Annotated in this window: 17 protein-coding genes; 2 read left to right on the forward strand and 15 right to left on the reverse strand. The window is 64.9% G+C overall.

What is annotated here, in order from left to right; all coding sequences use genetic code 11:
• Positions 1-3: 3 nt before the first annotated feature.
• The 9 genes from atpA to prmC all read right to left on the reverse strand — a co-directional run bounded on the left by atpA (position 4) and on the right by prmC (position 7,703).
• Complete coding sequence (atpA, locus tag D9V29_RS00215) at positions 4-1,641, reverse strand: F0F1 ATP synthase subunit alpha (protein WP_121671313.1); 1,638 nt, start codon at positions 1,639-1,641, stop codon at positions 4-6.
• A 48-nt stretch (positions 1,642-1,689) separates the two neighbouring features.
• Positions 1,690-2,484, reverse strand: a complete 795-nt coding sequence (locus D9V29_RS00220) for a F0F1 ATP synthase subunit delta (protein ID WP_121671314.1) — start codon at positions 2,482-2,484, stop codon at positions 1,690-1,692.
• Entirely contained in the window at positions 2,484-3,047 is a 564-nt protein-coding gene (locus D9V29_RS00225; protein WP_121671315.1) for a F0F1 ATP synthase subunit B, read from the reverse strand. The genes D9V29_RS00220 and D9V29_RS00225 overlap by 1 nt, the downstream gene beginning before the upstream one ends.
• A gap of 9 nt (positions 3,048-3,056) precedes the next feature.
• Positions 3,057-3,284, reverse strand: a complete 228-nt coding sequence (atpE, locus tag D9V29_RS00230; RefSeq protein WP_183084857.1) for an ATP synthase F0 subunit C — start codon at positions 3,282-3,284, stop codon at positions 3,057-3,059.
• A 51-nt stretch (positions 3,285-3,335) separates the two neighbouring features.
• On the reverse strand, positions 3,336-4,157 hold the full coding sequence (gene atpB / locus D9V29_RS00235) for a F0F1 ATP synthase subunit A (protein ID WP_229790407.1): 822 nt from the start codon (positions 4,155-4,157) through the stop codon (positions 3,336-3,338).
• A gap of 163 nt (positions 4,158-4,320) precedes the next feature.
• On the reverse strand, positions 4,321-4,767 hold the full coding sequence (locus tag D9V29_RS00240) for a Cg1360 family ATP-synthase-associated protein (RefSeq protein ID WP_121671318.1): 447 nt from the start codon (positions 4,765-4,767) through the stop codon (positions 4,321-4,323).
• On the reverse strand, positions 4,764-6,053 hold the full coding sequence (locus tag D9V29_RS00245; protein WP_121671319.1) for an MraY family glycosyltransferase: 1,290 nt from the start codon (positions 6,051-6,053) through the stop codon (positions 4,764-4,766). The genes D9V29_RS00240 and D9V29_RS00245 overlap by 4 nt, the downstream gene beginning before the upstream one ends.
• Entirely contained in the window at positions 6,050-6,754 is a 705-nt protein-coding gene (locus tag D9V29_RS00250; RefSeq protein ID WP_121671320.1) for an L-threonylcarbamoyladenylate synthase, read from the reverse strand. The genes D9V29_RS00245 and D9V29_RS00250 overlap by 4 nt, the downstream gene beginning before the upstream one ends.
• 76 nt (positions 6,755-6,830) lie before the next feature.
• Entirely contained in the window at positions 6,831-7,703 is an 873-nt protein-coding gene (gene prmC, locus D9V29_RS00255; RefSeq protein WP_121671321.1) for a peptide chain release factor N(5)-glutamine methyltransferase, read from the reverse strand.
• 169 nt (positions 7,704-7,872) lie between these two features.
• Between prmC and cysK the strand changes: the two genes are divergently transcribed.
• Together cysK and epsC are read left to right on the forward strand one after the other, a co-directional pair.
• Positions 7,873-8,811 carry a cysteine synthase A gene (gene cysK / locus D9V29_RS00260; RefSeq protein WP_121671322.1) on the forward strand — a complete coding sequence of 313 codons (939 nt, stop codon included), beginning with the start codon at positions 7,873-7,875 and terminating at the stop codon, positions 8,809-8,811.
• A 3-nt stretch (positions 8,812-8,814) separates the two neighbouring features.
• Positions 8,815-9,378: a serine O-acetyltransferase EpsC gene (epsC, locus tag D9V29_RS00265; protein WP_121671323.1), complete on the forward strand. Its 564-nt coding sequence runs from the start codon at positions 8,815-8,817 to the stop codon at positions 9,376-9,378.
• Positions 9,379-9,455: 77 nt separating this feature from the next.
• Here the strand turns inward: epsC and prfA are convergent, their stop codons facing one another.
• The 6 genes from prfA to lysA all read right to left on the reverse strand — a co-directional run bounded on the left by prfA (position 9,456) and on the right by lysA (position 18,105).
• Positions 9,456-10,535 carry a peptide chain release factor 1 gene (gene prfA / locus D9V29_RS00270; protein ID WP_121671324.1) on the reverse strand — a complete coding sequence of 360 codons (1,080 nt, stop codon included), beginning with the start codon at positions 10,533-10,535 and terminating at the stop codon, positions 9,456-9,458.
• Between the two features lie 114 nt (positions 10,536-10,649).
• Positions 10,650-12,878, reverse strand: a complete 2,229-nt coding sequence (gene rho, locus D9V29_RS00275; RefSeq protein WP_121671325.1) for a transcription termination factor Rho — start codon at positions 12,876-12,878, stop codon at positions 10,650-10,652.
• Between the two features lie 502 nt (positions 12,879-13,380).
• Positions 13,381-14,316: a homoserine kinase gene (gene thrB / locus D9V29_RS00280; RefSeq protein WP_121671326.1), complete on the reverse strand. Its 936-nt coding sequence runs from the start codon at positions 14,314-14,316 to the stop codon at positions 13,381-13,383.
• Positions 14,313-15,395: a threonine synthase gene (gene thrC, locus D9V29_RS00285; protein ID WP_121671327.1), complete on the reverse strand. Its 1,083-nt coding sequence runs from the start codon at positions 15,393-15,395 to the stop codon at positions 14,313-14,315. The genes thrB and thrC overlap by 4 nt, the downstream gene beginning before the upstream one ends.
• A gap of 2 nt (positions 15,396-15,397) precedes the next feature.
• Positions 15,398-16,705: a homoserine dehydrogenase gene (locus tag D9V29_RS00290; RefSeq protein WP_121671328.1), complete on the reverse strand. Its 1,308-nt coding sequence runs from the start codon at positions 16,703-16,705 to the stop codon at positions 15,398-15,400.
• Positions 16,702-18,105 carry a diaminopimelate decarboxylase gene (gene lysA / locus D9V29_RS00295; protein ID WP_121671329.1) on the reverse strand — a complete coding sequence of 468 codons (1,404 nt, stop codon included), beginning with the start codon at positions 18,103-18,105 and terminating at the stop codon, positions 16,702-16,704. Before lysA ends, D9V29_RS00290 begins: the two co-directional genes overlap by 4 nt.
• Positions 18,106-18,107: the final 2 nt, after the last annotated feature.

Here is an 18,107-nt window from a genome sequence, read left to right on the forward strand (position 1 = left end):
TACCTATCGACGTCCCTTGACGATCTTTTCCTGCTGAACCTCTTCAGCGGGCAGTTCGGTGAACTGCTCCGAGCCCGGTCCGTTGAGGGGCTTGCCTTCGCCGGTCTGGAACTCCAGCTTGAACTTGTCGACGGCTGCGTCGAGCTCGTCGACGATGTCGTCGCTGAGGACGTTGCTGTCGCGGAGCTTCGTCAGGACCTCGGTGTTGCGGCCGAGGTAGTCGTGCAGCTCGGATTCGAACCGCAGGATGTCTTCGACCGGGACCTCATCGAGCTTGCCCTTCGTTCCGGCCCAGATCGATACGACCTGGTTCTCGACGGGGAACGGCGAGTACTGCGGCTGGCGCAGGAGCTCGGTGAGGCGGGCACCACGGGCGAGCTGGCGACGGCTCGTCGCGTCGAGGTCGGATGCGAACATCGCGAAGGCCTCGAGCGAGCGGTACTGAGCAAGTTCGAGCTTCAGGGTTCCTGAAACCTTCTTGATGCTCTTGACCTGGGCGTCACCACCAACACGTGAGACCGAGATTCCGACGTCGACTGCTGGACGCTGGTTGGCGTTGAACAGGTCCGACTGGAGGAAGATCTGGCCGTCGGTGATCGAGATCACGTTGGTCGGGATGTAGGCAGAAACGTCGTTCGCCTTGGTCTCGATCAGCGGGAGACCGGTCATCGAACCGGCGCCGAGCTCGTCGGAGAGCTTCGCGCAACGCTCGAGCAGACGGGAGTGCAGGTAGAACACGTCACCGGGGTACGCTTCGCGTCCCGGCGGGCGACGGAGGAGAAGCGATACCGCACGGTAAGCCTCTGCCTGCTTCGACAGGTCATCGAAAACGATGAGGACGTGCTTGCCGCCGTACATCCAGTGCTGGCCGATGGCCGAGCCGGTGTACGGAGCGAGGTACTTGAAGCCGGCGGGGTCTGATGCGGGAGCCGCGACAATCGTCGTGTACTCCATGGCGCCCGACTCTTCGAGCGCGGCCTTGATGGCGGCGATCGTCGAACCCTTCTGACCGATGGCGACGTAGATGCAGCGAACCTGCTTGTTGACGTCTCCAGAGTCCCAGTTGGCCTTCTGGTTGATGATCGTGTCGATCGCGATCGCTGACTTACCGGTCTGGCGGTCACCGATGATGAGCTGGCGCTGTCCGCGGCCGATCGGGATCATGGCGTCGATTGCCTTGATTCCGGTCTGCATCGGCTCGTGCACGCTCTTACGCTGCATGACGCCTGGCGCCTGCAGTTCGAGGGCGCGACGGGTCTCCGCCTTGATTTCGCCGAGTCCGTCGATGGGAGCACCGAGCGGGTCGACCACACGGCCGAGGAATGCGTCGCCGACCGGGGTCGAGAGCACCTCTCCTGTGCGGGTGACTTCCATGCCCTCGACGATTCCGCCGAACTCACCGAGGACGACGACACCGATCTCGTTCTCGTCGAGGTTCTGGGCGAGTCCAAGGGTGCCATCCGCGAAACGGATGAGCTCGTTGGCCATGACGCCGGGCAAACCCTCGACGTGGGCGATGCCATCGCCTGCGTCGACGACCCGTCCGGTCTCCGTGCTCGAAAGCTGGCCGGGTTCGTAGGACTTAACGAAGTCCTTGAGCGCGTCGCGGATCTCGTCCGGGCTGATCGATAGTTCTGCCATTCTCTTCCCTTTACGGTTAACGGGCGGTTGAACGCCCGAATAGTTTCGCTAGCTCGCTAGCTGAAGTCTCAGATCGTTGATCCTGCTTGCAACACTGCCATCGATCACGTCGTTGTCGACCTGAATTCGGAACCCACCGATGACATCGGGGTTGATGACCTGATTGACGCGCACTGCTCGGTCGTACTTGCCCGACAGCGCCCGTTCCAGTCGTTCAACCTGTGCCGCTGTGAGTTCGTGGGCGGACTGCACGGTCGCCACGGCGAACCCTGACTGATCCGCTGCAACGGAGCGGGCGTAGTCAATCGACTCGCCGATGTTCCTGCTGCCTGGAGTCCGGACGAAGTGCTCGACGATCAGGATCGTCTGGTCAGATGCCCTGCCGCGAAGCAGTCGCTCCACGAGAGCAACCTTCGCTTCTTTCGCACCTGCTCGTGAGCCGAGCGCGAATTCGAGTTCCGAATCCGACTGGATGACAGAGCCGAAGGCGAAGAGTTCGCCGGCGACGTCCACATCCGCAGGCGCTGAAGCGGCTGCCGCACGAAGTGCAAGCTGTTCGATCCCGGCGACGAGGTCGTCCTGCGACGACCAGCGAGCCGAAACGGCGGCAATGACGAGGTGAAGTGCAGACTCGCTGAGTCGCGAACCGAACAGGCTCGTGACCATGCGCGACTTCTCTTCGACGCTGCGACCGGAGTCCGTGAGGAGGGAGCGCAACTGCATGGATCCAGCAATCGTCGCGGCGGCGCCGAACAGTCCCTGCGCCGAGGCGAGATCGACTGACGGCAATCCGGCGAGTACATTCCTCGCCGAAGTCACGGCTCCACGCGTAGCGCTACCCATCAGCGAACGCCTCTACCGGCTGCTTCGCTTGACTCGAGGTCCGCAAGGAAGCGGTCAACGAGGTCGGTTGCGCGCTTGTCGTCGGACAAGCTTTCCTTGACGACACCAGAGGCCAGGTCGATGGCGAGTGACCCGACTTCGGAGCGAAGCGAAACGAGAGCAGCCTGACGCTCCGCCTCGATCTGCTGGTGAGCGGTTGCGGTGATGCGCGCGGCATCGGCTGCAGCCTGCTCCTTCAGCTCGTTGAGGATCTGAGTGCCTTCTGCCCGCGCCTGCTCACGGATGCGCGCAGCTTCTGCGCGTCCTTCTGCCAGCTGGGCTTCGTACTGTTCGAGAGCCGCGTCGGCCTGGGCCTGGACGCTCTCGGCCTTTGCGATGCCGCCTTCGATTGCTGCGGTTCGCTCGTCGATGATCTTCCGGAACATCGGGATGATGACCTTCCAGAAGAGGATCATGATCAGCGCGAACGGAATCAGCGACCAGACGATGTCATAGATGGCTGGAATGAACAGGCCGATGCCTTCGGGAGCTTCACCCCCAGCGGCCAAAGTGATTTCGGGCATTGACACGCCTTAGTTGAGGAAGAAGAGGGCGACGCCGATGAAGGCGAGCAGCTCGGTGAAAGCGATACCCAGGAACATGGTGACCTGAAGGCGTCCGGCGAGCTCAGGTTGGCGAGCCATTGCCTCGACGGTCTTGCCTGCGACGATACCGATACCGATACCGGGGCCGATTGCAGCCAGGCCGTAGCCGACGGTGTTCAGGTTGCCGGTTACCTCGGCGAGAATGATTGGATCCACAGTGGTTTTCCTTTCCATTGGGCAGCGCGGCGAGAGAGCCGCACCGTTTGTCTAGTGTTCGTCGGCGACCGACTGCTGAATGTAGACGGCCGTGAGCAGGGTGAAGATGTAGGCCTGAAGGATGGCTACGACGAGTTCGATACCCGTCATGGCGATTCCACCGATCAGCGTCGCAGCCCCGAAGAGGCTGAACAGACCGAGGTCCTGACCTGTGACGAAGAAGAAGTGCGTTGCCGAGAAGCAGAGCACGAGGAGGATGTGTCCGACCATCATGTTCAGCAAAAGTCGCAGAGAAAGCGAGATGGGGCGAACGATGAAGATGTTCAGCAACTCGACCGGGGTCAGGATGATGTAGATCGGCCACGGCACGCCCGGCAGGAAGAGCTGGTTCTTGAAGTACTTCCATCCACCGTGCTGCTTGATGCCGGCGTAGACAAACGCAATGTATGCCGCGAGAGCGAATGTGGCTGGGACGATGAAGATCGAGGACCCGGCGATGTTGAGACCGGGGATGACTCCCGTGATGTTCATCGCGAGGATTCCGAAGAACATTCCGGCAAGAAGCGGGAGGAAGCGCTTGCTGTCCTTCAGACCGAGGACCTGGTCGCCGATCTGGGTCTTCACGAAGTCGATGGCGATCTCGGCGACGGACTGGCCGCGACCGGGTACGCGAGTTCCGCGGCGCAGTGCCAGCCAGAACAGGAACAGCATCACGAGGACCGCGAGCATGCGGACGAGCACGATGCGGTTCATTTCGAACCAGGTGCCCTCGAAGAAGATGGCCGGGGGGAAGAATTCGGCTAGCGTCGGGGCGTGGAAGCCTCCGTCGTCGTCGGCCGCCGTCAATACGGAAACATTCGTGACGAGATTCACGGCGTTAACTAGCAGCGCTATCTCCTATTTCGGGGCGGGAGCCAAGGCTCTCACTTCGACGAGTAATGGCATATTTCATTTCGCGCACACGAAAAAAAGTGTGTCTGCGGGGTTCTCTACAAACTGTAGCAAACCATGGTTGTTCCCACGAATCCTGAGGCCCTCAGGACGCACTTTCTGCGGACTCAGAGGGCTCGACGGGAGCGACGTACGCAACGCGCCCCTTCATGACGATGATGGCATCAACGATGAGGGTTGCGACGGCCGCCGCAATCACGCTGACGAACAGGATCAGCGGGTTGATCCAGGGCTGATCGCGCAGTGAGATCGCGAGAACGAGGAAGAGCACGAACTTGAGCAACCAGCCGCCCAGAACGACGCCGAAAAAGATGGTGACGAACATCTCGGACTCGGAATACCGGTTGGCGAACAGGATGCTTCCAGCGGTGATGCTCAGGAACGCGGCCCCGACAACGGCTCCGATGAGTGCGCTGGTCAGCCCGACCGTTCCGTCGACGGTGTAGCCGATGAAACCGCCGACGACTCCGATGAGAACGGCGAGGATACCTCCCCAGATGAGAGCGGCCCGGAAGATCTTGTTCGCGGTCATTTTTCGTCTTTCTGAGTGAGGCCACGAGAAGCTGCAGGGCTCCCCTGGAGGGTGTGGTGCGGTTCAACGGATGCTTCATCCAGCGGATCATGGACGGCGAGCTCTTCGGCATCACCGCTGCCCTCCGGCGCAGCCTGCGCTGTGATTTCCGCGGATTTGCGGCGCCCCAGCGGGGCGAGGGTGAACACCGTGCAGACGACGACCCCGAGGATGAGGAAGCCGAGCGCGAACCAGTACGGCTGGAACACGAAGAACATGAGGCACGAAAGTGCGATGACAGCCGTCCAGCCGTAGAAGATCAACACGGCGTGGAGGTGCGAATGGCCCATGTCGAGCAGGCGGTGGTGGAGGTGCAGCCGGTCTGCACTGAAGGGAGATTTGCCCGCGCGCAGACGGCGGATCACCGCGAGGGCGAAGTCGAGCAGAGGCACGATCAGGATCGCGAAAGGAAGGATGATCGGGATGAAGGCACCGATCAGCTGGCTCCTGCCGACTCCCCCACCGCTCGTTGGATCCGCGTTGAGAGCAGATGGGTCGATCTGCCCGGTGATCGCGACCGCCGATGTCGCCATCAGCAGGCCGACGAGAAGTGCTCCCGCGTCGCCCATGAACATCTTCGCCGGATGCCAGTTCAGCGGCAGGAATCCCGCGCAGGCGCCGACCAGCACAGCGGAGATCAGCAGCGACAGATTGAAGAACGTCGACTGTCCGAGATCGCGGACGAGGAGATATCCGTAGACGAGGAAGACGCCGTTCGCGATGAGCCCCACACCGGCGACGAGACCGTCGAGGCCGTCGATGAAGTTGACGGCGTTCATGACGAGGACGATGGCGAAGACGGCGAGCGCGGCAGACATCCACGAGGACCCGACGGTCAGCCCGCCGATCGGCAGTGAGTAGATCTGAACGCCGAGCCAGGCGATGAGACCTGCCGCCATGAACTGGCCGGCGAGCTTGATCATCCAGTCGAGGTCCCAGATGTCATCGGCGATGCCGATGAGAACGATGAGCAGTGCGGCTCCGAGGATGGCAAGGATGGAACCGGGAGGGTTGAAGGTCTGCTCAAAGAACGGGGTGACACGCGAGATCACATACGCGAGGCCGAATGCAGCCACGACCCCGATGAACATGGCGACCCCGCCGAGCCGCGGGGTGGGCCTCGTGTGTACGTCGCGCTCCCGGATGCCGGGATACAGCTTGTACCTCAGTGCGACTTTGTAGACCACGAGTGACAGGACGAAGGTGATGACCGCCGTGGCAAGGGCGATGAGCGCGTAGAGGATCATGGCGAGGAGGCACCGTCGGCGTCTTCTGTCGCGACGTCGCCGGCCGGCTCGTCGAGAAGATCACCCAGGATCTCGCGCAATTGGCTCCGCGAGATCGCTCCTTCACGGAGCACGGAGATCTTGCCGCCGGGTGCGCTGAGGGCGGTCGCGTCGATGATCGTCGATGCGATCGTCGTGCTGTCGCCGCCGTCGAGATACGTGTCGACCGACTCTCCGAGCATGTCGAATGCCGCCTGCGCGGTGGTCGCCGCCGGCTGCCCGGTCAGATTAGCGCTCGAGACCGCGAGCGGCCCGGTCTCCTCGAGGAGTTCCAGCGCGATCCGGTTGTCCGGCATCCGGACGGCGACGGTTCCGTCGGTGTCGCCGAGGTCCCACGCGAGCGACGGCTGCGCGCTCAGAACGATGGTGAGGCCGCCGGGCCAGAACGCGTCGATGAGCTGCCTGACGGCATCCGGAATCTCGGACGCGAGCGCTTCGAGCGTCGAAACGCCCGGGACAAGCACAGGGGGCGGCGACTGGCGGGTACGCCCTTTGGCGTCGAGGAGTTTCTGAACAGCCTTCGGTGAGAACGCGTCTGCAGCGACGCCGTAAACGGTGTCGGTGGGGATCACAACGAGGTCGCCTTTTCGCACCGCCGCGCGAGCGAGGCGCATGCCGGTGAGGAGTTCGGAATCCTGGGAGCAGTCGAAAAGGCGAGACATCCTGCCGATTCTATCCCGGAGCCGGTGTGAGCGAGCCGCACAGCGGGGACCGTTCGCTGATCGATGCCGAAACCGGTCAGCCGCGGATCGCCGTCGTCGTCCGGTCCCGCTGGGTCAGGTCGCGGAACGTCGCGGCCGCCCGCCAGCCGTCGCCGGTGAGGATGCCGCGAATCGCCTCGCCCTGCAACTCACCGTGTTCGATCACGAGCGTCCCGCCTGGCCGTAACAGCCTCGCTGCCGTCTGTGAGAGTTGACGAACGACGTCGAGCCCGTCCTCTCCCCCGTAGAGCGCCGCTGCCGGGTCGAAGAGCCGCACCTCGGGGTCGCGCGGGATCGCGGCATCCGGAACATAGGGAGGGTTCGAGATGACGACGGATGCCTGTCCGTCCAGTTCCGCGAACGCCCCGGCGAGGTCGTCGAAGACGAGTGTCGCGTTCGGTACCGCGGTCTCGGTGAAGTTCTGGCGCGCCCAGATGAACGCATCCACCGAATTCTCCGCTGCGAAGATGCGCGCGTTCGGGACTTCGGTCGCCATCGCGAGGGCGATCGCGCCGCTGCCGGTTCCGAGGTCGATACCGATCGGTTCGGGGTCAGGCACTGAGCGCAGGGCGTCGATCGCGAACTGCACCACCTGCTCCGTCTCGGGTCGCGGAACGAAAACACCCGGGCCGACGGCGAGCGACAGGGAGCGAAAAGCGGCACGACCCAGGATGTGCTGCAGGGGTTCACGGTGCGCGCGTCGTTCGGCGAGGATCGCGATGGCGGCTGAGTCGGCATCCGTCACGGGCCGATCGGTCACAGCTGCCGCCTGGACTTCGCCGCGGCCGAGCCCGAGGACATGGCCGACGAGAAGCTCGGCGTCGACATCAGGGCTCTCGATCCCCGACGCTCCGAGAATGCCGGCGATGGACCGGAGGAGGGAGCCGACGGTCGCGGTACTCGGAGTCATGGGGGCCTGCCTGCTGGGAATCGGCGGAGAAAAGCGCCGAAGACGAGCCTACCGGCAGGGGCCTGCCAACACAGTGGAATGCAACACAGCCCGCCCCGGTTACACCGGGCAATAAGCTGTAATCCCGACGACTGCGGTTTCCGCAGCCCATAACCCAAGGAGCATATACGTGGCCGGAAAAATCTACGCCAATATCACCGAGGCGTTCGGCAACACCCCGCTGGTCCAGCTCAACCGTGTGACCGATGGCGCTGAGGCCACCGTTCTCGCCAAGCTCGAGTTCTACAACCCAGGCTCCAGCGTCAAGGACCGCCTCGGCGTCGCCATCGTCGACGCCGCTGAGGCCGCCGGTGCTCTCAAGCCAGGTGGAACGATCGTCGAAGGCACGAGTGGCAACACCGGCATCGCTCTCGCCCTCGTCGGTGCTGCCCGTGGGTACAAGGTCATCCTGTCGATGCCGGCGTCGATGAGTACCGAGCGTCGCGTCCTTCTCCGCGCCTTCGGTGCCGAGCTCGTCCTCACCGAACCGTCCCTCGGAATGAAGGGCGCCGTCGCCCGCGCCGAGGAGATCGTCGCAGAGACGCCCGGTGCGATCCTCGCGCAGCAGTTCGCGAACGTGGCGAACGCCGAGATCCACCGCAAGACCACGGCCGAAGAGATCTGGCGCGACACCGACGGCGACATCGACATCTTCATCGCAGGAGTCGGCACCGGCGGAACGATCACCGGAGTGGGCCAGGTGCTCAAGGAGCGCAAGCCGGACATCCGGATCGTCGCGGTCGAACCGATCGACTCCCCCATCCTCAACGGCGGCGCCCCCGGGCCGCACAAGATCCAGGGCATCGGCGCGAACTTCGTGCCGGAGATCCTCGACACCACCGTGTACGACGAGGTCATCGACGTGAGCTTCGACGACTCGATCGAGGTCGCGAAGCGCCTCGCCGCAGAAGAGGGCATCCTCGCCGGCATCTCTTCCGGCGCCATCATCTGGGCGGCAACGCAGCTCGCGAAGCGGCCGGAGAACGCCGGCAAGCGCATCGTCGCGATCGTCTGCGACACCGGAGAGCGATACATCTCGACGCCGCTCTGGTCGGACCTCGCCGACTAATCCATGTCAGCACTCTCCCGCATCCGGGAAGACATCACCGCCGCGCGCGTCCACGACCCGGCCGCGCGGGGTTCGGTGGAAGTCCTCCTCACGTACTCCGGCCTGCATGCCGTCTGGTCGTACCGCCTCACGTCGCGACTCTGGCGGAGAGGAGCACGGATGCCTGCCCGCCTGCTTTCGCAGTTCACCCGGTTCCTCACCGGCATCGAGATCCACCCCGGCGCCGTGATCGGTCGCCGGTTCTTCATCGATCACGGAATGGGCGTCGTCATCGGCGAAACCGCAGAAATCGGTGACGACGTCATGATGTACCACAGCGTCACTCTCGGCGGGAAGTCTCGGGGACGCGAGAAGCGGCATCCGACCCTCGGCAACGGAGTGCAGGTGGGTGCCGGTGCGAAGATCATCGGTCCGATCACCGTCGGCGCTGGCAGCATCGTCGGCGCGAACGCGGTTGTGACGAAGGATGCTCCGGCGATGTCTCTCCTCGTCGGCGTGCCAGCCGTTCCGCGTCCGCGTGAACCAGGCAAGACGTACGGGCTCACCGAGCCGGAGTACCATATCTGAATTCGAGACTCCGAGAGCTCATAACGCAGAAAGCCGGTTCTTCCGAGGGAAGAACCGGCTTTCTCAGTCTCCGGAGATCAGCTCTGGTCGCCGATGTCGGCGAGCCGTGCTTCTTCGTCCGCTCGGATGGCAGATTCGATCAGCGGGTCGAGCGAACCGTTGATGACCGCGTCGAGGTTGTACGCCTTGTACCCGGTGCGGTGATCCGCGATGCGGTTCTCGGGGAAGTTGTACGTGCGGATGCGCTCCGACCGGTCCATGGTCCGGATCTGAGTCTTGCGCTTCGCGCTGTCAAGCTCGGCCTGTTCCTCCTGCTGACGCGCGAGGATGCGCGCGCGCAGGACACGCATGCCGGCCTCACGGTTCTGCAGCTGGCTCTTCTCGTTCTGCATCGCGACGACGATGCCGGTCGGAAGGTGGGTGATCCGCACGGCGGAGTCCGTCGTGTTGACGGACTGGCCGCCAGGGCCGCTCGACCGGTAGACGTCGATCTTGAGGTCGTTCTGGCTGATCTCGACCTCTTCAGGTGCGTCGACCTCGGGGAAGACGAGAACGCCCGTCGTCGACGTGTGAATGCGTCCCTGAGACTCGGTCGCCGGCACCCGCTGCACCCGGTGCACGCCACCCTCGTACTTGAGATGCGCCCAGACACCCTGAGACGGGTCGGTGGCGTTGGACTTGATGGCGACCTGGACGTCCTTGTACCCACCGAGGTCGCTCTCGGTGCGTTCAAGCATCTCGGTCTTCCAGCCCTTGGACTCGGCGTAGTGCAAATACATCCGGAGGAGGTCGGCGGCGAACAGCGCACTCTCGGCACCACCCTCACCACCCTTGATCTCCATGATGACGTCGCGGCCGTCGTCCGGGTCTCGCGGAATGAGCAGGCGGCGGAGCCGCTCCTGCGCCGTCGCGAGGCCTTCCTCGAGACCGGGGACCTCTGCGGCGAACGCGTCGTCTTCCTTGGCGAGTTCCCGCGCGGCGGCGAGGTCTTCCTGCACTTCGAGCCACGCGTTGTGCGCGGCGATGATTTTCGACAGCTCGGCGTATCGCCGGTTGATCTTCTTCGACCGCGCCGGGTCGGCGTGCACTGCCGGATCAGCGAGCTGCTCTTGCAGGTCCTTGTGCTCGTCGATCAGGATCTGTACCGATTCAAACATTTCTCATCCGTCCTTTGCGATTGTCATCCTGCCACTGGAAGAACAAAACCCGCCTGCCCGGCCGGTGACCCCGATGGGTCGCCCAGCCTGAGGCAAACGGGTTCGTTCGATCAGCTAGCGGTGGTCGCGCTCGTCGTGCGTGCGGCCGGACCCGGCGACGGGCGCCGGCATCGACTTCTGCATCTGAACGAGGAACTCCACGTTGGACTGGGTTTCCTTGAGCTTTCCGAGGACGACTTCGAGTGCCTGCTGCTGGTCGAGGCCGGCGAGGGCGCGACGCAGCTTCCAGGTCACCCGGACCTCGTCGGCTCCGAGGAGCATCTCTTCGCGACGCGTCGAGGACGCGTTGACGTCGACGGCGGGGAAGATCCGCTTGTCTGCCAGCTGGCGCGAGAGGCGAAGCTCCGAGTTACCGGTGCCCTTGAACTCTTCGAAGATGACCTCGTCCATCTTGGACCCGGTCTCAACGAGCGCCGTGGCGAGAATGGTGAGCGAGCCACCGTTCTCGATGTTGCGCGCGGCTCCGAAGAAGCGCTTGGGCGGGTACAGGGCGGATGCGTCGACGCCACCGGAGAGGATCCGGCCGGAGGTCGGAGCTGCCAGGTTGTACGCGCGACCGAGGCGGGTGATCGAGTCGAGGAGCAGGACGACGTCATGTCCGAGTTCGACCAGTCGCTTCGCACGCTCGATGGCGAGCTCGGCGACGGTGGTGTGATCCTCAGCCGGACGGTCGAAGGTGGAGGCGATGACCTCGCCCTTCACCGTGCGCTGCATGTCGGTGACTTCCTCTGGGCGCTCGTCCACCAGGACGACCATGAGGTGGACCTCAGGGTTGTTGATCGAAATCGCGTTGGCGATCTGCTGGAGCACGATCGTCTTGCCCGCCTTGGGCGGCGCGACGATGAGTCCGCGCTGTCCCTTGCCGATCGGCGCGATGAGGTCGATGATCCGCTGCGTCAGCTTGCCAGGCTCGGTCTCGAGACGGAGACGGTCCTGCGGGTACAGCGGGGTGAGCTTGCCGAATTCGACACGCGCGGCTGCCTCGTCGACGGTCTGGCCGTTGACCGAGTCGACCTTGACGATCGCGTTGTACTTCTGGCGAGCGTTGGTGTCGTTCTCACGCGGCTGGCGGATGGCGCCGACGACGGCGTCACCCTTGCGCAGGTTGTACTTCTTGACCTGGCCGAGCGATACATAGACGTCGTTCGAACCGGGCAGGTAGCCGGAGGTGCGGACGAAGGCGTAGTTGTCGAGAACGTCGAGGATGCCGGCGACGGGCAGGAGCACGTCATCGTCGGAGATCTCGGGCTCGAAGTCGGCGTTGTCTGTTCCGCCGCGGCGCTTGCGGTCGCGGTAACGGTTGCGGCCGTTGCGGCTGCCCTCGTCCTGCTGCTCGCGCTGTGCGTCACGGTTGCGGTCGTTGCGCTCGTTCGACTGGCGGTCGTCGCGCTCGGCCTGGCGGTCGCCGCGCTCGTTGCCCTGGCGGTCGTTGCGGTCGTTCGACTGGCGGTCGTTACCGTTCCGGTCGCCGCGGTTGCGGTCCTGCTTCTCTCCGCCGTTGTCATCGGAAGCCTGCGCCTGGTCGGCGTTGTTCCGGTTCCGGTTGCGGTTGCGTCCGCGGCCCTGACGAGGCTCCTGAGAGGAGTCGTCGGAGTCGGAAGACTCGGGAGAGTCAGCGCCGGCTGCTTCCGCCGCAGGAGTGTCGCTGCCGCTGGACTGCTCGGCTTCGGCGCGGTCGGCCTTCGAGCCACGTCCACGTCGGTTGTTCTTCTTCGGGCGCTGCGGTGCGGATTCTTCACCGGACTCGCTCGCCTGCTGGTCTGCCTGGGCAGGAGCGTCAGCCGCAGGGGCCTCGGTTGCCTGAACCTCATCCGCTGAGGTCCCGGTAGCCGGGGCTTCGGCGACGACGGGAGCGTCTGGGATCTGCGTCGCACCGTCGGCGTTGACGTGGCCGGCTGCCGAGATGGGAGCCGCCTCTTTCGCCGACTGCGTCGTGGCACGGCGGGGTGCGCGCTTGCGAACGACGGGAGCGGGCTGCTCGGCGGGAGCGTCAGACTGGGCCTGCTCGGCGACGACGGCGGGGGCCTCGACGACGGGCGCCTGGGTCTCGGCAGGAGCGTCCGCCGCGGCGTCAGTCAGGGTGTCGGAAGCAACGGGCAGCTCTGCCCCGTCGGTCGCGGCAGCCGCCTGAGCCTCGGAAATCTTCTCCACGAGTTCCCCCTTGCGAAGTTTGGATGCGCCCTGAATACCCCACTGGCTGGCAAGCAGCTGCAGGTCTGAGACCTTGAGGGAGGTCAGGTTTGCGCCTGATTCCGTATCGAAACGGATGTTGACATTGGTCACTGAGAGTGGGTTCCTTCCCCCTGATCCACGAAGAACGCGTCAGGAGAGCTCATCGCGTTGGCAGGAGGGTCCGTCAGAATGACTCGCACCCTGCACGCCGTGCACATCCCAGAACAGGGACACGCAATGCTGTCAGCGATGGCGTTGGGTTTGCAGAAATCACCCGAAGGCCAGATTTGCCTGTTCGGCAAGCCTGTCGGGATCGCCCCAACTCTATCACTTCCGCAACTTCGCCCTGCACCCCCGCGAACGGGGTTGCGTCGCGCTCTCTACCCGGATATGACGGATGCGCGATGTCGCGGGGACTGCCGCCCGTAACGTCGGCGAGGTGGTCGCGGGTCGCACGCACGTTCCCGAGGTTGCCTTAGGTTGGGCTGCCGCCGTTCGCGTCGGCGAGGTGGTCGCGGGTCGCACGCACGTTCCCGAGGTTGCCTTAGGTTGGGCTGCCGCCCGTAACCTCGGCGAGGTGGTCGCCGGTCGCACGCACGTTCCCGAGGTTGCCTTAGGTTGGGCTGCCGCCGTTCGCGTCGCTTCGCGACGCGCCTCGCACATCCACTGTGAGCAACATGCTCTCCCACGCAGTCTCAGACTGTGAGGCGAACAGCTCAGCCGCTTCGAGGCGCTGCCCCGGGCCGTCCGCGAGAACCAGGATGGAGGGCCCGGCGCCGGAGACGACGGCAGCGAAGCCGTGGGAACGCAACAGAGTGACCATCCGCCCGGTCTCGGGCATCGCCGAGGCGCGGTAGTTCTGGTGCAGGCGGTCTTCTGTCCCTGCGAACAGCAATTCAGGGCTCTGGGTGAGCGCGGCGATCAACAGCGCCGACCGGGAGACGTTGAAGACGGCATCCTCGTGGGGAACGCTGAGCGGCTGCAGGCTCCTGGCGACCTTCGTCGACAGCGTGTGCTGCGGTACGAACACGAGCGGGGAAACTCCGCGATGAACAAGGAGCTTCTTGTGCTGCGGGCCGTCTTCTTCCATCCACGCGATCGTCAGGCCGCCGAACAGGGCTGGTGCGACGTTGTCCGGGTGCCCTTCGAGGTCGGTGGCGATACGCAGGAGAGTGTCTGAATCGATGTCGACGATGCCGTCGAGCAAGCCTTGCGCTGCCACGATTCCCGCGACCACGGCTGCCCCGGAGGATCCGAGTCCACGACCGTGCGGGATGACGTTGTTCGCGATGAGGTCGACGCCGGGGACGGGCCGTCCAAGCACCTCGAAGGTGTGGGCGAGCGAACGCACGACCAGGTTGGATTCGTCGGTCGGAACGATCCCTTCACCGACACCGCGGACGTCGACGGATGCCCCCGGCTGGTCCCTGACCGTGACGGTGACTTCGTCGTAAACACTCAGTGCGAGACCGAGTGTGTCGAACCCCGGTCCGAGGTTCGCCGAGGTGGCCGGGACGCGAACCGTGACGGAGCGGCCCGTCAGGCTCACGCGGAGCCCTTGGCCAGTCCGAGGACGCTCGCGACCTCGCTGACGTCGACGGGGACGATCGTCGGGGCGATCTCGCCACCGTCTGCGTTCTTCAGTGCCCACTGGGGGTCCTTGAGCCCGTGACCCGTGACGGTCAGGACGACCGTGGACCCGGCTGGGACCTGCCCGGCTTCTGCCCGCTCGAGCAGGCCTGCGACGCTGATCGCGGAGGCCGGCTCCACGAAGATGCCGACCTCGGCGGAGAGGATGCGCTGGGCGGCGAGGATCATGTCGTCCTCGATCGCCCCGAAGTAGCCGTCGGTAGCTTCACGGGCTGCGAGCGCGAGGTCCCAGGAAGCCGGGTTGCCGATCCGGATGGCGCTGGCAACGGTTTCGGGGTTCTTGACGACGCTGCCGTTGACGAGTGGCGCGCTTCCTGCCGCCTGGAAACCGAACATCCTGGGCAGACGGGTGCTGATTCCGCGCTCCAGTTCTTCGGTGTAGCCGCGGGTGTACGCGGTGTAGTTTCCGGCGTTTCCGACCGGGATGAAGTGGAAGTCCGGTGCGTCTTCGAGAACCTCGACAACCTCGAATGCTGCGGTCTTCTGTCCTTCGATCCGGTCGTTGTTGACCGAGTTGACGAGGTGTACCGGGTAGTTCGCGGAGAGTTCGCGGGCGATGTCGAGGCAGTCGTCGAAGTTGCCCTGAACCTGGATGAGCTGGGCGTTGTGGGCGATCGCCTGGGCGAGCTTGCCCATGGCGATCTTGCCCTCGGGAACGAGAACGGCCGCGGTGATCCCCGCGTGGGTGGCGTATGCGGCGGCCGACGCCGAGGTGTTCCCGGTGGAGGCACAGATGACGGCCTTGGCACCGGCTTCGACGGCCTTCGACACGGCCATCGTCATTCCGCGGTCCTTGAAGGAACCGGTCGGGTTCATGCCTTCGTACTTGACCCACACCTTCGCGCCGGTGCGCGCCGAGAGGGCAGCCGCGTAGATGAGAGGCGTTCCGCCCTCACCGAGGCTGATGATGGGGGTCTTGTCGGACACATCGAGACGGTCTGCGTATTCGTGCAGAACTCCGCGCCACTGCTTGGCCATATCTAGACTCCTTCTACTCGTAGAACACTGACAACTGTGGTGACGACGTCGCTGGCGTCGAGCCGAGCGACGGTCGCCTGGAGAGCATGTTCGCGCGCGGCGTGGGTGCCGATCACGAGGAACGCTGTTCCGGACTGTTCGGGGTCGATTCTCTGCTCGACGGTCTCGACCGAGACGCCGCCGTCCGCGAAGATCGATGCGACGGCGGCGAGGACGCCCTGCAGGTCGCTCACCCGGAGGGTGATCTGATACTTGGTGATGACGTCGCCGATCGGCAGAAGCGGAAGGTCGGCGTGCGTCGATTCCCCGAGCCCTGGCCCGCCCGCGATGTGGCGGCGAGCCGCAGAGACGAGGTCGCCGAGGACCGCGGATGCCGTCTGGACTCCCCCGGCACCTGCGCCGTAGAACATCAGCGGACCGGCTGCTTCGGCTTCGACGAAGACGGCATTGTTGCCACCGTGGACGGCCGCAAGCGGATGCTCCCGGTCGACGAGCGCGGGGTACACACGTGCCGAGATTCCCTCGGTGCCGTCGGCAGCGGTGATCCGCTCAGCGATGGCAAGGAGTTTGATGACGTATCCGGCGGCGCGGGCTGCTTCGATCTGCGCGGCGGTGATGTTCTCGATGCCCTCACGGTAGACACCGTCGGCGGGGACGGAACTGTGGAACGCGAGGCTCGCGAGGATGGTGGCCTTCTGCGCTGCGTCGTAGCCGCCGACGTCGAGCGTCGGGTCTGCCTCGAGGAAGCCGAGATCGAACGCCGTCTTCTGGGCGTCCTCCATGCTGTCGCCGAACCGGTCCATCCGGTCGAGAATGAAGTTCGTCGAACCGTTCACGATCGCGAGGATGCGTTTGACGTTGTCGCCGGCGAGGCTGTCACGCAATGGTCGGATGATCGGGATCGCAGCTGCGACGGCCGCTTCGTAGTAGATCTCAGCGCCGACCTGTTCGGTGGCGTCGAAGAGCTCGGGGCCGTGGGCGGCGAGGAGGGCTTTGTTCCCCGTGACGACGTCAGCGCCAGCGGTGATGGCCTGGAGGATGAGGGTTCGAGCTGGTTCGATGCCGCCCATCAGCTCGATGACGATGTCCGCCCCGACGACGAGCGTCTCGGCATCCGTCGTGAGGAGGTCGCGCGGAAGGTCGACGTCGCGCTTCGCGTCGAGATCCCTCACGGCGATGCCGACGAGCTCGAGTTTCGCGCCGACGCGGGCGGCGAGTTCGTCTCCATTGGCGAGCAGGAGTCTCGCGACCTGCGATCCAACGGATCCGGCGCCAAGCAGCGCCACACGGACAGTGCGGTATTCGGTCATCGGGCATCCAATCCGGCGTCTCGCGCCAGCAGGTCGGCTTCGGTCTCACCGCGAACGATCACACGGGCGGCACCGTCTCGGACAGCGACGACCGGCGGGCGCCCCAGATAGTTGTAATTGCTCGCGAGCGACCAGCAGTAGGCGCCCGTCGCTGGAACGGCGACGAGGTCGCCAGGGGCGACATCGCCAGGCAGGTAGTCGTCGGAGACGACGATGTCGCCGGATTCACAGTGCTTGCCCGCGAGGCGGATGAGCGCGGGCCCGGCGTCGGAGGACCGGCCGGCAAGACGGACGGAGTAGTCGGCGCCGTAGAGGGCTGGCCTGGCATTGTCGCTCATGCCCCCGTCGACGCTGACGTAGCGACGAACGGCGGAGACACCGGAATCGCTCTGGAGTTCGACGTCCTTCGTGGTTCCCACTTCGTAGAGCGTGAAGGTGCTCGGGCCGACGACGGCGCGACCGGGCTCGAACGCGACGTGCGGTACCGGCACTCCGAGTCGCTCGCACTCCGTTCGGACGATGCGGGCGATTTCTCGCGCGAGTTCGTCGATCGGCGTCGGGTCGTCGGCGTCTGTGTATGCGATGCCGAAGCCGCCACCGAGGTTGAGTTCGGGAACAGGTCCGAGGGCGAGGAGGTCGCGGTGCACGGTCAGGAGCCGCGCGGCGGACTCCGCGAAACCATCCGAGCCGAAGATCTGGGAACCGATGTGGCAGTGCAGGCCGAGGAACTCGAGCGAGTCCTCCGCGCGGATCAGTGCGACAGCATCCGCTGCCGTTTCGAGGGGGAGGCCGAACTTCTGGTCCTCATGTGCCGTCGCGAGGAAATCGTGGGTGTGTGCGTGCACGCCGCTGTTGACGCGCAAACGGACAGCCTGTCGTCTGCCGTGGCGGGCAGCGGCGGCAGCGACGCGGGGAATCTCCTGCAGGCTGTCGACGACGATCGCTCCGATGCCCGCTTCGACGGCCCGGTCGAGCTCGGCGAGGGACTTGTTGTTCCCGTGCAACCCGAGACGCGATGCATCCACTCCCGCCGCGAGCGCGACGGCGAGTTCCCCGCCGGAGCAGACGTCGATGTTGAGTCCGGCGTCACGGACCCACCTCGCGACTTCGGCGCACAGGAACGCCTTCCCGGCGTAATAGACGGTGGCGGAGCTGCCGATTGCGGTGAATTCACGCTGGAACGCGGAGAGGATGGTGGCAGCGCGGTCGCGGACATCCGTCTCGTCGACGACGTAGAGCGGGGTGCCGAACTGTGCGGCGAGCTCGGGAGCGCTCACACCGGCGACCGTGATCTCTCCACGATCCGACCGGGAGACGTTTGCCGCCCAGACGCCGTCGGCCAGGGCATTGGCGTCATCGGGGACGCGCAGCCACGACGGGGCAAGTGGGTGAGAAGCCACAG

The sequence above is a fragment of the Mycetocola manganoxydans genome, from assembly GCF_003667545.1.
Taxonomy (GTDB): Bacteria; Actinomycetota; Actinomycetes; order Actinomycetales; family Microbacteriaceae; genus Mycetocola_A; species Mycetocola_A manganoxydans.

What these genes read in the sequence shown, in the direction of transcription:
- thrC (WP_121671327.1), bottom strand. Translation starts at nt 15,395, where the DNA reads ATGGCCAAGCAGTGGCGCGGAGTTCTGCACGAATACGCAGACCGTCTC.
- D9V29_RS00225 (WP_121671315.1), bottom strand. Translation starts at nt 3,047, where the DNA reads ATGCCCGAAATCACTTTGGCCGCTGGGGGTGAAGCTCCCGAAGGCATC.
- D9V29_RS00240 (WP_121671318.1), bottom strand. Translation starts at nt 4,767, where the DNA reads ATGACCGCGAACAAGATCTTCCGGGCCGCTCTCATCTGGGGAGGTATC.
- epsC (WP_121671323.1), top strand. Translation starts at nt 8,815, where the DNA reads ATGTCAGCACTCTCCCGCATCCGGGAAGACATCACCGCCGCGCGCGTC.
- D9V29_RS00245 (WP_121671319.1), bottom strand. Translation starts at nt 6,053, where the DNA reads ATGATCCTCTACGCGCTCATCGCCCTTGCCACGGCGGTCATCACCTTC.
- atpA (WP_121671313.1), bottom strand. Translation starts at nt 1,641, where the DNA reads ATGGCAGAACTATCGATCAGCCCGGACGAGATCCGCGACGCGCTCAAG.
- D9V29_RS00290 (WP_121671328.1), bottom strand. Translation starts at nt 16,705, where the DNA reads ATGACCGAATACCGCACTGTCCGTGTGGCGCTGCTTGGCGCCGGATCC.
- prmC (WP_121671321.1), bottom strand. Translation starts at nt 7,703, where the DNA reads ATGACTCCGAGTACCGCGACCGTCGGCTCCCTCCTCCGGTCCATCGCC.
- D9V29_RS00220 (WP_121671314.1), bottom strand. Translation starts at nt 2,484, where the DNA reads ATGGGTAGCGCTACGCGTGGAGCCGTGACTTCGGCGAGGAATGTACTC.
- D9V29_RS00250 (WP_121671320.1), bottom strand. Translation starts at nt 6,754, where the DNA reads ATGTCTCGCCTTTTCGACTGCTCCCAGGATTCCGAACTCCTCACCGGC.
- prfA (WP_121671324.1), bottom strand. Translation starts at nt 10,535, where the DNA reads ATGTTTGAATCGGTACAGATCCTGATCGACGAGCACAAGGACCTGCAA.